This window comes from Mesorhizobium sp. M0408 (assembly GCF_040321495.1).
GTDB lineage: Bacteria > Pseudomonadota > Alphaproteobacteria > Rhizobiales > Rhizobiaceae > Mesorhizobium.
In genome coordinates, this window is the sequence record NZ_JAMYRO010000026.1 from 83,947 (window position 1) to 96,348 (window position 12,402).

Annotated in this window: 10 protein-coding genes and 2 pseudogenes; 4 read left to right on the plus strand and 8 right to left on the minus strand. The window is 59.7% G+C overall.

Annotated features, from left to right (window positions below; all coding sequences use genetic code 11):
- Positions 1-536: 536 nt before the first annotated feature.
- On the minus strand, positions 537-2,180 hold the full coding sequence (locus NKI67_RS25900; RefSeq protein WP_352647542.1) for an MFS transporter: 1,644 nt from the start codon (positions 2,178-2,180) through the stop codon (positions 537-539).
- Positions 2,181-2,653: 473 nt separating this feature from the next.
- Between NKI67_RS25900 and NKI67_RS25905 the strand changes: the two are divergent.
- Positions 2,654-2,884, plus strand: a pseudogene (locus tag NKI67_RS25905) (class I tRNA ligase family protein); the annotation flags it as partial.
- A gap of 418 nt (positions 2,885-3,302) precedes the next feature.
- Here NKI67_RS25905 and NKI67_RS25910 read toward each other — a convergent pair.
- Complete coding sequence (locus NKI67_RS25910; RefSeq protein ID WP_352647545.1) at positions 3,303-4,448, minus strand: trans-sulfuration enzyme family protein; 1,146 nt, start codon at positions 4,446-4,448, stop codon at positions 3,303-3,305.
- Between the two features lie 92 nt (positions 4,449-4,540).
- Between NKI67_RS25910 and NKI67_RS25915 the strand changes: the two genes are divergently transcribed.
- Both NKI67_RS25915 and NKI67_RS25920 read left to right on the plus strand, forming a co-directional pair.
- The gene (locus NKI67_RS25915) at positions 4,541-5,203 is read left to right on the plus strand and encodes a helix-turn-helix domain-containing protein (RefSeq protein ID WP_023722008.1); all 663 of its coding nucleotides are present in this window, start codon (positions 4,541-4,543) and stop codon (positions 5,201-5,203) included.
- A gap of 31 nt (positions 5,204-5,234) precedes the next feature.
- Positions 5,235-5,873, plus strand: a complete 639-nt coding sequence (locus NKI67_RS25920) for an FMN-binding negative transcriptional regulator (protein WP_352595050.1) — start codon at positions 5,235-5,237, stop codon at positions 5,871-5,873.
- 128 nt (positions 5,874-6,001) lie between these two features.
- Here the strand turns inward: NKI67_RS25920 and NKI67_RS25925 are convergent, their stop codons facing one another.
- From NKI67_RS25925 to NKI67_RS25935, 3 genes are all read right to left on the minus strand, one after another.
- Positions 6,002-6,139: a hypothetical protein gene (locus tag NKI67_RS25925; protein WP_352595047.1), complete on the minus strand. Its 138-nt coding sequence runs from the start codon at positions 6,137-6,139 to the stop codon at positions 6,002-6,004.
- 585 nt (positions 6,140-6,724) lie between these two features.
- Complete coding sequence (locus NKI67_RS25930; RefSeq protein WP_352647547.1) at positions 6,725-7,234, minus strand: GNAT family N-acetyltransferase; 510 nt, start codon at positions 7,232-7,234, stop codon at positions 6,725-6,727.
- On the minus strand, positions 7,235-7,519 hold the full coding sequence (locus tag NKI67_RS25935; protein WP_352480559.1) for a type II toxin-antitoxin system TacA family antitoxin: 285 nt from the start codon (positions 7,517-7,519) through the stop codon (positions 7,235-7,237).
- 952 nt (positions 7,520-8,471) lie between these two features.
- On the opposite strand from NKI67_RS25935, the gene NKI67_RS25940 reads away from it, so the two are divergent.
- Positions 8,472-9,437, plus strand: coding sequence for a glycosyltransferase family 10 domain-containing protein (locus NKI67_RS25940; RefSeq protein WP_352595041.1), 966 nt, complete (start codon positions 8,472-8,474; stop codon positions 9,435-9,437).
- Positions 9,438-9,575: 138 nt separating this feature from the next.
- On the opposite strand, the gene NKI67_RS25945 is transcribed toward NKI67_RS25940, so the two are convergent.
- The 3 genes and pseudogenes from NKI67_RS25945 to NKI67_RS25955 all read right to left on the minus strand — a co-directional run bounded on the left by NKI67_RS25945 (position 9,576) and on the right by NKI67_RS25955 (position 11,848).
- Positions 9,576-9,932 (minus strand): hypothetical protein, encoded by a 357-nt coding sequence (locus tag NKI67_RS25945; RefSeq protein WP_352647549.1) that lies wholly within the window; start codon positions 9,930-9,932, stop codon positions 9,576-9,578.
- A 216-nt stretch (positions 9,933-10,148) separates the two neighbouring features.
- Positions 10,149-10,318, minus strand: a pseudogene (locus NKI67_RS33920) (ATP-binding protein); the annotation flags it as partial.
- Positions 10,319-10,561: 243 nt separating this feature from the next.
- Complete coding sequence (locus NKI67_RS25955) at positions 10,562-11,848, minus strand: glycosyltransferase family 9 protein (protein WP_352647556.1); 1,287 nt, start codon at positions 11,846-11,848, stop codon at positions 10,562-10,564.
- Positions 11,849-12,402: the final 554 nt, after the last annotated feature.

Here is a 12,402-nt window from a genome sequence, read left to right on the forward strand (position 1 = left end):
CCGCATCGCGCCTGACGGCGGCGCTATGCTGGTGCTCCTACGGCCGCCCTGTTGAACCGCTTTCTCCAGCACCGAACTGAATTGGTCCCGCTGGCGGACATTTCGATGCTTCCGCCTTGTAGGGCTTCTTTGTTGCGGCCGCCTCTGCGGCACGGCTGCGCCGACGTGAACGTGCTTGGCGGCACGTTTTGTCAGGGAGGGGAAAGAGGCGCGCGGCCCTCTCCCTGCAAGCCGCCGCTGGCGGATTCCTCCGTCTGCCCGCTTCGCTCCGTGCAGACCGGGGAGACCCCTCCGCCCCCCTTGCTCCCCCCTGCTCGCCGCGATGCAGGGGGACAGGCGACCTGAACCCGTGCCCAAGCCGATCTGATGGCAGAGGCGGTGGGGCTGGACATGGGCCCGTGGTGGACATACGTGCCACACAAATCCTCATGCTCGCCTAACCGGCCGCAAGGTATGGCAATCCGGGCTGACCCGACGAAAGAAGGAGTAGGTCTCGGCCATTCCCGTGTCCGAGCCCAGAAAAGTTACTGGTTTCCTTACGGGCGCGATACAAAGGGCACAGGCTGGACTTGGCTGCCGGGGGCAGGGCTTGTCGACCGCTCGATCGAAAGTGAGAGACGAGGAGGAGAATCACCGACCTGCAGAGCGGCAAGGCGCTCGCCTACCTCCCTGTCAGTCACCGTTAGCCGATGGTTTAGACGAAGATAGTCCGTCCATGTCGGCGTGCGGAATGTCTCGGTCCAAAGAGTCGAGTTCTGAAGATCGCGCTGGAGGGTCCAGTCCCGCGCACCGGCACGGCTCTGAACGCGCCGCCTTTCGCGCATGCAGCTCAGAAATTCCTCGATATTCTCCTCGGGGATCGAGTACTCCACCTTGATCACGATCGGGCCGCTCCTGGGCTTCAAATCGAGGGCCAGTTCTGGTGGCCTGAAGTCGAAGGCCCCTTGATCCGATTCCTCCCATAGCCGTACCGGCAATAGCTTTCCCACAGCTGCAACCAGCAACAGCGCCGCTGCAGCACCTTCCAAAGCCCACGTCAGGGAATAGTACTGCGCGACAGCACCCCAGATCCAGCTGCCCGCTGCCATGCCGCCGTAGGTCAGGGCGTAATAGATCGACAGGGTGCGACCAACGACCCACCTTGGGCTTGCCAACTGCACACACACGTCGGTTCCGGTCCAGGTGACAACCCAGCCTGCGCCAGCGATTGCAAGCGCGATCGCTGCTACGGCCACCGATGATGTGAGAGCCAGTAAAAGGCAACACGTTGCGCAAGCAACGGACGCGAGCGTGATCAATCGATCTTGGGACGTGATGCGTCGCAAGTAGCTATTGCCAATGCCCGCGATGAAGGCGCCTGTGCCGAAGCCGGCTAACAGGACGCCGTAAACAATTGGCCCGCCCGCCAGTTGGTCGCGAACCACGAGGGGGAGCAGAGCAAGGATCGAGATGCTTGACAGCCCGAACAGGGTTGCACGCACGATCGCCACTCTGATCTCCGAGGAGTCCGTGAAGCGCATGCCATCATGAATGGCCGTCGTCATCCGCTCGCGCGGAAGAGGCGAAGAACGAACTTGCCACTTGGAGCGCAGGACAGCGCTCAATGGGACCAGGTCGGTCAGCGCAGCGAAGGCGAAAGCCGTAAGGGGGCCCAGCAAAGCCAAAATTACACCGCCCAGCGCCGGTCCTATGCTCCGAACCACGTTGTACCCCACCGACATCAGCGTCACTGCAGCGGGTATGTCGCGCTTTTCCAGGATGTCGCCGACCGAGGCGTGCCAGGCTGGATCATTCAAGGCAAAGCCGCATCCCGCCAAGAAACTCAGTCCCAAGATCAGCCATGGACTGACAAAGCCCAGCCCAACAGAGAGAGCCAGCGCCGTGGATGCCAGTGCGATCAGGCAATGTCCGGCAAGCATCACGCCGCGGCGGCTGAAGCTGTCTGCAATCGCTCCAGCAAGGATCGACAAGAAGAAGGCGGGCAGTGTCGATGCAGCCTGCACGAGCGCAACCATCAGATCGGAGGCTGAAATCGTTGCCATAAGCCAGCTTATAGCCACGCTCTGCACCAGCCAGCCAAGGCTGGATATCTGCGTGGCTGTCCAGATCGAACGAAAGACCGGATTCTGAAGAGGGATCAGTGTGTTTGCCGCAAAGGGCGGGGAATCTTGACGCCGCATGACTTCTCACCTCCACCACGTAGTTCTTTCGCTCACTCACTTGCTGACAGCGGTGCGCTTACGCACAGCTGCGTCACAACCAAGTTCCGATATCGCGCTCGCAACAAAGTAGATGTCGCATCCACGGTGCTGATGCGCGATGAGTGTGCCAGTTGGGCGTCGGCTGGTCTGGGTCGCGCAGCCCGATGGGTGCGGTCTGCCCTGCGACTCTTGGCCTTGTACGGTGCTACCGCCCCGATGGCCGGGTTGTCAAACTGCCACGGTGCTAGCAGCGCCCATCCCATCCTGACAGGCATGAGCATACGACGCAGCGGATCGCTGGTATCGGAGGCGGGTGCAAGATCAAGGGTGGCATCGTCTTGACAAGTACGAGCTGGTGGACACCTTTGCCCGACCTATCACATCGGCGATTTATGGGGCCGCCGTTCAACTCGTTGGTCTATGCAAAAAAACATAATTCGCTTGAAAAGACGTTTCGTGCCGGCGCAGGCGCCGAGGAAGGGGCTGAAGCCTTCACCATCGTCATACCGCCGCCGAATGTCACCGGCTTGCTGCATATGGGTCATGCGCTCAACAACACGCTGCAGGACATTCTGGTGCGCTTCGAGCGCATGCGCGGCAAGAACGTCTTGTGGCAGCCGGGCATGGACCATGCCGGCATCGCCACGCAGATGGTGGTCGAGCGCCAGCTGATGCAAAATCAGATCCACCGCCGCGACAAGCGCCACCGGCTGCCGGCGGTCAACATCCTTACCGTCAATGCGGCGGTCACCCTCACGGACAATGACGACTTTCTCGCCGGGCTGGAGGTGACGCCGGAGCGCCAGGCGGTCTGGGACGAGCTCGACGGTCTCGACCGTTTCGACGCGCGCAAGAAGATCGCCGAGCTGATACCGGCGGTTTCCTCGAAAAGGTCGAGCCGCATCGCAGGCCTGAAGCGGCGGTTGCGGCGATCCTGAACAAGGTGCGGTCTCTCCGCGCCAACGCATCCGACACCGAGATTTTTGATCGAAATCTAAGCATCGTCGAAGATGCTTTGCCTGATCTAGGCGCCCAGCCGTAGCAGGCCGCATTGCTGCGCCAGCCGCCACGTAAAGCGCTGCCAGAGTTCTTGCACCCGCGTCATTCGGCTGCCGCTTTGAAGGTTCCGCCTAGGGCCTGCATCAGATCATCGATAATGTCCTGAGGATGCTCAAGTCCCACTGACATTCGCAGTAATCCGCCTGGCGCCTTGGACTTGGCACCCTCGACGGATGCGCGATGCTCAATCAGAGAGTGCGTCCCGCCAAGGCTTGTCGCCCTGGCAATAACCTCGAGGCGGCCGGCCACGGCCATCGCAGCATCGGCTCCGCCTTTGACGATAAAGGATAGCATCGCTCCGTAATGGCTCATTTGCCGCTTAGCGAGATCGTGTCCCGGATCAGTTTGCAGGCCAGGAAAAAGTACTTTTTCGACACGCGGATGAGACGCCAAAGCCTCAGCAACCTTCTGGGCGCCTTCGCAATGCGCGCGCATGCGTACCGACAATGTCTGCAGGCCCCGCAATGCCAGCCAACAGTCGAATGGCGCTGCGACGCTGCCCTTGTGTCTCTGGACCATCCGCAGTGGGCGACCGAGGGGTGACGAGTGCGGGACAATGACGACGCCCGCCATCAAGTCCGAGTGGCCGCCGATGTACTTTGTCGCCGAGTGCATGACCGCGTCCGCCCCAACTTCGAGGGGCCGTTGAAGCACTGGAGTTGCCCACGTGTTGTCCACTACGGCCAAGGCGCCAGCCTCGTGCGCGATTTTGCAGATGGCCGAGATGTCAACAACGCGGATCATCGGGTTTGACGGCGTCTCGACCCAGACGAGGCCAGTCCGCTTCGACGTGACCGCGGCGCGCACGGCATCCAGATCGCGCATGTCGACGGCCGCAAAGTCGAAGCGAGACCCAATGTCGGTCTCGTCAATCAGCGAACGAATGCCGAAATACATGTCATCCGGCAGAACGATCCGACCCGTCGACGGATGGCTCTCAAAGACTGCAGCGATTGCAGCCATGCCCGACGCGAAGGCAATGCCATCTTCTCCGCCCTCGAGCGCGGCAATGGCCATTTCGAACGCGTTGCGTGTCGGATTTCCATCCCGGGTGTATTCGAATCCGGAAGGAAACGAGCCGTCGACGCTACGTTGGAACGTCGTGCTGGTGTGCAGCGGCAGGGACACCGCCCCCGTGGAAGCGTCGACAGCTCGGCCGCAATGGATCGCCTTCGTTTCAAAACGCATCGGTCATTTCCTCGCTAACAGGGCAGTTGCACAATTTCAGGCCGGTCATTATATTGACCGTAATAAGTGAGCCGAGGCACTAAGTCAATATAATGACCGATGTTACGACAGCGTTGGACCCCGAGCGGGTGCTTGGCCAAGCGATAGCGGTTCGGATCCGACAATTGAGGCGCGACCAAAACCTGACCCTGGATCGACTGGCAAAACTGAGCGGCTTATCCAAGGGAACGGTCGTCACGCTGGAGCAAGGCAAGGCGAACCCCAGCATCGGCATACTTTGCCGACTGGCGGCGGCGTTTTCGCTTTCGGTGGCCGATTTGTTGAATGACCATCCTTCCACAGTTCGCCTTCCTATTGAGCGGACAGAGACGAGAACGCTTTGGACAAGCGCTAAAGGAAGCTTTGCACAACTTCATTCATCGATCTCGGGACGAACGATGTTCGAACTGTGGAGCTGGGCCATTATGCCGGGCGACGTGTTTTCCGCAGATGCTCATAGTCCGGATACGCGCGAGCTGATCTCGGTGACTCAGGGGTCCCTAAGTGTCGTGGTGGGTACCCACGCAGTAATTTTGAGCCAAGGCGAGAGCGTGCGGCTTGTCACTGACCAACCGCACTCATACGCGGCGGCATCTGATCTGCCTGCCCACTTCTCGATGGCAGTTCTTGAGCGTGGTGGACAGCGAGATCCGGGGCCCTCTTCGCCGGCAACAAAGATGCCCGGGCCCGTTCCGCAAGACACCGCCGCTCGCTAACGACCGCCCATTCGCGACAGGAGATCCACCGTTGTACGTTCCGCCCCATTTTGCCGTCCCCGATCAGAACACCCTGTTTGACCTAATCGAGAGACATCCGCTCGGTATCCTGGTCACCCACAGCAAAGGCACACTCGACGCGAACCACATTCCCTTCGAGCTTGACCGCTCGAAGGGAGACAAAGGCCTCCTCAATTGCCATGTTGCACGCAAAAATCGAGTCTGGGAGGAAGTTGCCAATGGCGATGAAGTCCTCGTTTTCTTCCGTGCGGCCGACGCTTACATCTCGCCGAACTGGTATCCAAGCAAGCATGAATTCCATAAGCAGGTGCCGACGTGGAACTATCTCGTCGTCCACGCCCACGGACGCATTACTGTCCGGGATGATGAGCGCTATGTGCGCCGTAACGTGGCGAAGCTCACTCACATGCATGAAGCCTCGCAGCCTGCCCCGTGGAAGATGGGCGACGCGCCGAAGGACTTCATTGACACGATGGTTAAGGCGATCGTCGCCCTGGAGATCGAGATCACCGGCCTGGTTGGTAAATCAAAACTCAGCCAGAACAAAGAGGTGCGCGACATTCAGAACGCTGGTGAAATGCTGAATGCCCGAGGCGTCAATGGGATGGGAGAAGCGATGCTCTCGGCTGCGGCGGCCCAATCCCAATAGCATCTATCTTGTCCCGACAAGCCGCTGGTGCTGGATTTCCAAAGGGTGACCTTGAGAGACAAATGCTTCGGCTCGCCGGAAACGCGACCAGCACCTGACCACCCGCTATGCGGCAGATGGACAAGAACTCAGGCCGCCATCGCCAGCCACATCCGCAATGCCGCCGGATCACCCCCCACGGTGGCGATGCCTCGCAGCCAGGTTGGATGACCAAGCAGCCGGGATGTCGGCAGGCTTGCACCCGTTTCAGATGCGAGACGGGTCAAGACGATCATCCTGCACAACGTCACGCGGCGGTGGGCTGGTTTCGAAAAGGGCCGGCCCCGGCCGTTCATACAAGTGGAGTTGGGGCGGGGCCGGATCAAGCCTATCGGGTCGAACCCGCCGGGACCGCGCGTACATCATCCCGGCAACGCCAGGCGCTCGTCCGGCGCCATGCGGGCTTCGGCTTGGCGCGCCGAATGTCTGGACCGGCATCGCGGAGCATGGCGCACCAGTCTCCCACATTGTACGTAGTCGCCATGCTGCCCCTGGCCAGATCGCAAATGACGCACGGCTTGTTCGCGATGGCGAGCTGAAGCAGGTTGACGGCGGTGCCGGGCGATGCGCCGTCCCAGACTATCATCCCAAAGTCCGCGCGCCGCGCCATCTCCCGGTCTTTGGCGGCTGGATCCAGTATCCTCTAGCGCCTTCACGAGGCGGGACCTGGTAGGCAGCCCAGTCGCCCAGATTATTGCTAGCTTCCTCGCTCTGACCGCCGTCTCCCTCTGGCCCTGAGTGAGGGATCGTCATCCGGCTGCAGGCCGGCGCGCCCGGACGCTGCCGCTACGGGAGGCGCTACGCGCGTGGAGCTAGTGGCCTTTGTCGGCCAGCCAGAGGCCCACGTCCTGGATCGAGCGCATGAGCACCGACGGATTGTCCCGCGCGGGAATGAAGCCCCAGTTCTGCCAGTAGCGCTCGGCCTCGGCGTCGATCGCCCGCACCACCACTGCGCGGCCGCCGACGATGTCGGCGCCGGCGACGCAGCGATGCAGCGCGTCCTTGACCAGGCCGCTGCCGATGCCTTGTCCGGCATAGCGATGGTCGACGGCGAGTTGTCCAATCAACAGGCAGGGGATCGGATCGGGCGGGCGTCCGGTGCGGATGGCGCGCGGTGCACTGTTTGGCTGGATCACGCCCGGCGCGAGGCCGTAATAGCCGACGACTGTTCCCTCATCGTGAACGACCAGGACGCGGGTAAAGCCGCGGACCTGGTTCGTTCGCGCGAAGCCGGCCAGCCAAGCGTTGAGCGCCGGCTTGCCGCAATCGAAGCTGTCGAGGCGGTGCGCGTCGTCGAGGAGTTCGATGCCTGAAAGCGCCACCTAACGGTCCCAGGGCGGGGACCGACGCAGCCGCTCGGTCGCCTTCGGCGGGGGCGCAGCGGCGGGGGCTGAGATCGCCTGCATGAAGGCGTCATAAGCTTCCGGGGACACGCGGATGACGGTTTCGTTGAGGATGGCCGCCTGCGCCTCGTGCAGCGCGGCGCGCCGCATGAACTCGGTGCGCGACAGGCCGAGCAGCTCCGCGCCGCGGTCGATGATGGTGAGATCATCGTCGCGAAACCGCATCGAGACGGGTGTTTCCTTCCTGGTGACTGTGGTGGCCATGGCGCGCTCCTGTGCTGCGGACGTATATACGGTAGTGTAACGCGGAACGCAATACTTCGTTCCCTGGTGACGTCTCGTGGACGGATGGCCTCAGGACTCCTCGCCGCATCGGTTCTTCTCGGCTTCTCGCCTGCAATCGCCATTGCCGCAACCCAGAGCAAGGTGGCTTTGGTCAGCTCCGGCGGATGAATTACAGCTTAGGACGCGCATGTGTTCTTATCGGCCGGATGAGCGGCTCCAGAAGCGAAGTCGCTGCCATGACTGTCGCCGGACGAGCCCCGGCTATGCCGAACCCTGATGAACATCTGACGCGATGGCGACTTTCGGGCCGTCACGCCACAAAGGAGGAACGGCTATGAAGGCTGGGCGGCCGGCACTTTCATTCTCAGGCGCCGCTCTATGCCACCTGCCGGCCAAGCGCAGTTGGCGCAAATCTTGAATCTCTCTTTGCGCGGCGGCAGGAGTTCCAATCGCACGTTCGGCCTCACGCAATGAAAGACCGGCACGACCGCGGCACGTGCAGCCTCAGAAAAACCAGTCTGCATTTTATTCAACGGCTTAGCTGCGAGTGCGGCGGCGCGGCGGCGTGCGATGTACTGCAGAGCGGGCTCCGAACTCCTTAGGGCACGCATGCTGCCACTCAACCGGCCTGATCACCACACAAAGTGAGGAAGAACCTGGTTAAGTGCAAAGCGACAATTGCCTCGACGGCGGGTCCCGGCAGGTTTATGCTGCCCAATCTTACCGCAATCCGGAATGGCGATTGAGTACCTTCACGAGTGAAGGGATTCCCGCGGTCTTAGAGATGAGTTGTCGAATGGCGCGAAGTCGCACAGAATCGTGTGTTTGATATCGATCAGGATCGCGAGCTATTTCAGGCGCAAAGAGGTCTTGCGCCCGATGCACAAGTTGCTCCCGGTCCAACGGAAGTGAATGGGGTGGAACTGCTTTGTTGGCCAAATTGTTGACGGAACGTCCGGCGCCCATTGTTGCTACATGTCTGGATTCTTGGGGCGTTTTGGATGATGCAATCCACCAACTCACTCCAAAGGGCAGTGGAATCTGGAACAATGTCGCTTTTGTACGCACGACATCCTTCGTGCCCGATTGGCATATCGTCTTTAACTCTGCTTCTCTTTTTGGGCTCCCTGTTGATATCGAGGCGAGCCCAAACAGGACAATTTTTGCAATCGGCGAACCGCCGACGAAAGCTCATCGCGCATTTCATGAAGGGCAGGGGAAAAATACTATCGTCCTGACGTCTGACGCAGAGCTGGCTGCTCGGCAGAATGCAGCGCGCCGATTCGTTTTGGCTCCACCTATCACTCGGTCTTGGTCTGTAAACAAGACATATGACCAACTTCTGGTCAGCGAAGTCGTGGACAAGCCGCTTCGGCTCTCATGGATTACCAGTAACATCGCCCTGCTTAAAGGGCATCGATATCGGCTGGCGTTTCTGGAACGGCTGAGAGAGGAGCTCGATTTTGACCTGTTCGGCCGAGGTTTTCGGCTGATTGGAGACAAATGGAACGCGCTCGCACCTTACCGTTACAGTATAGCTTTCGAGAATACTCGTGCTGATTACTATTTTACAGAGAAGCTTATGGACTGCTTCGTTGCTGAAACAATGCCGATCTATTACGGCAGCCCGGCAATCACGAGGTTCTTCCCTTCGGACTCAATGGTTCTGATTGACCCAGAGGACAAGAACGTAATCCAAAAAATTCAAGAAATCATCAAGTCGGACCTCTGGAAGGAGCGTCGCGGCGCAATACGAGAGGCGAAGCGGTTGGTCCTCGAGAAATACAATACGTTTGCTTATCTCGCGGGCTTCATCGAAAGCGTTCAGGATAAACCCTTACCGCCAGAAATTATACACATCGATTCGCCTGAGGTCGATTTTGGAATAGACGAATGAAGTACTCCAACGCTCGCTTCGCGTGCCCGGCGGTTGGTGGTCTGGCGAGATCGGTACGGAACGCTCGGCGGAGAATGCCTACCTGCGCAGACGGGCCGGCACGGGCGCACGAGGTCATGCGCCCCCGGCTGCCGCTGATCAGACGAACTGGGGAAGGCCAGGAACGGAATTGAGGACCTCGTCCACGAGTTCGTCGCCGGCATGTTCCTTGGCGAAGGCGATCGTCTCGTTGGCGATGGCGGCGATCTTTAGAAGGCTGAGACCCTCACTCATCAATTGCTGGCCGAGCCCCATGAGGCCGCCTCCGCCCTCTGGGTCATCGCCATGATACTTCGCCACTAATTCCGAAGCTCCGGGAATGGCCTCGATCATGCGCGCAACGGGACCGTCGGCCGCGTGGCGTTGCAGGAAACCCAGCATTAACCCAACGGCCTTCTCTGCGAGAGCCGGGCCGATGCCGGCACTAGTGGCGATGCGCGATAAGAATTCTTCCATGGCAGGGTTCCTAGCTCTTTAATGAGGTTTACACGGGGCCGGTCCGGCGCCCAAAGCGCCCTTGGCCGAACCACAATTGAACCCCACAAAAATAGGCCGGCGGAAGTGCTATTGCAACTGCGCGTAAAACCGCCTTTGTCAACGCAAGCTGCGTCGGACGTGCGTATTTCGCAAAAACGAGACAGTCGTGGAGTGCACCCCTCGACCGAGACAATGACGCGCCAGGGCGAGATCTTCGAACAGACGCGGCATGCGCAGGTAGAGCACGGAATGATCGAGCCGGGCGGCCTGACGTCCGAAGGCGCAGGCCAGCCAAGTCTTTCCGGTGCCGGTCTGCCCGGTGATATGAGGTTTTCATGCGCCTTCAGCCAGGCGCCTTGGGCCAGCTGTCGCTTGGCACTTAATTGGGGTCTCCCTCACTTTGTGTGGTTCATCTGCTGTTAGTGGCGCTGTCGCTATGGACGGGCATGCGAACGAAAACGAAATGGTCGCCCGGCCCAGGGGGTGATATCGCCACTGCGGTCCTTCGACCAAGTCGATTCGATTCTGAATTTCGGCCTTTAGATGTTTGTAGCGATTGAATCAGCGACCAAGATCTGGACAATCGCGGTTATGGTGACCGCGAGCCACTAAGCTTGTGCCGTACCCTTACAATGATTCATCAAGGCGTTTACCTCGGCAATCACGAGATCCGGCGTGATGTCGAACTTGCATCGGACTTTGACCGGACAATGCCGCACTTGGTCCAGACCACACCCGCGACATTCAATAACACTCATAAGCATGCTGACCAGGGGACCTCGAAACCCCCAAATCTCCGGTAGATGTGACGCCGTGAAAATGCCGATAGTAGGGCGGCCAAGCTGGGCGGCGACATGCCCGGTGCCTGAATTGTTCGAAACGACGAGCGCGGCCGAATTCACGAGATAATTGAATTCCAATTCCGACAAGTCGACAGCCGTCCGAATGTTCGCGGCTCCACAATCCCGAGCTATCTTCGCAACCTCCTCAAGCGCTTCCAGGCATTCGCCACGGGCAACGAGGACCACCTCACCACGGGTCGAAAGAGCAGCGACAACTTTGCCAAAACTTTCAATCGGCCAATCTCGCAGGCTGGAATTGGAGAACGGAGCCACGACAATCGGGGCATTGCCTGTAGTCGAATTCTGTGGGTGACCCGCTCCGCTTTCGAAATAGGCAGCTGCCTTTGCGACCAGAAAGAGGAGGATTTCTGACACATGCTGGAGACGCACCTGCTTGCGGTCAATGAACCAATCAAGCCATCTACGAGGGATTTTGTTAGCAAGCCCTATTTTTTGGACCAGCTTGTAGAAGATGGTTCTGCGCAGTTTCAGATTGAATGGCGCTATCGCAATATCGATCTGATGCATGCTGTACGGATCAACTATCGCGGCACGGTGCCTGGCGGGGACTTCAAGCAAGATGGGCCTTGTTTCTTCCGGAACACGCATATCAATGGCAAGATCAAACTCGCCGGTCAGCAGCGGCCTTATGTCGGCGGCTTCTTTGCGCGTTTTGACTTTTGGGTTGCGAGGAAAAAAGTCAAAAGCAATGTGATCGTCGGCGAGGTCGAACTGTTTTGCAGTAGCGATGTTCCAGCTTCCCACCACCAGCGTAATGTGGGCATGCGCAAAACGCTGACGAAGGTCCTTTAGGGCCCCTAGAGACATCCAAAAGTCGCCGACATGATCAAGCTTGAGGACCAAAATTCTCATCCTTGCGCTTGACTGTTCCGGCTCTTCCCAGCTGCGGTATATAATTTGATTGCGGTCGTGCTTTGTAAAATATGCCATTGCCATTCCGAAGATAATACGGTCAACACTGATAGCCCAGTGACGCGTGTGTAGGGTTGGAGTGCTCCCCACTTGTCCGCGTCTCCGCAAGAATTCTGCCATCAGATCCAAGCCGCGCTCCAGCAGGAGCTGTCGGGCGAAGTCTGCATCTCTAGCGGTGGTAGCGCGCCAAGAAGCCAGCTATGTCCCGACCCGCAATGTGAAGGGCTTCGTCACGGTCTTGCATGCAGTGAGTTCGAGAAACGCCGAGTAGACGGCGATCGCCAAGCCGCCGTCCCCAGATCTCGAGCATAACGGCAGTGGCCTCGCTCTTTGGTCGATGCTGATCCTGAATGAGACCGTCGGCGCCGGCGACGACATCGCCGGCCGGATTGACCGTCTCCGGCACGCCCTGTCGCTGTGGTCCCGCATCATGGTGGTTAACAAGGGACCCGCCGCAGGCGCTTTTTTCTGCGCGTCCGGGTCGTCCAACATGAAGTGGACGAAGCAACCCTGTGATGAAGTCGAGGGGGGGGCCCGCCGGGGGGGGGGGGCGGGGGGGGGGGGTTTTTCCCGTGGTTCTGCCCCGCTTTCGCGTGGGGGGGGGTTTCCCCCCCCCCCGGGCGACAACGCCGATTTCCGCTGGATCTCAGCGTTTTGGAGCGATGTGCGGGGTC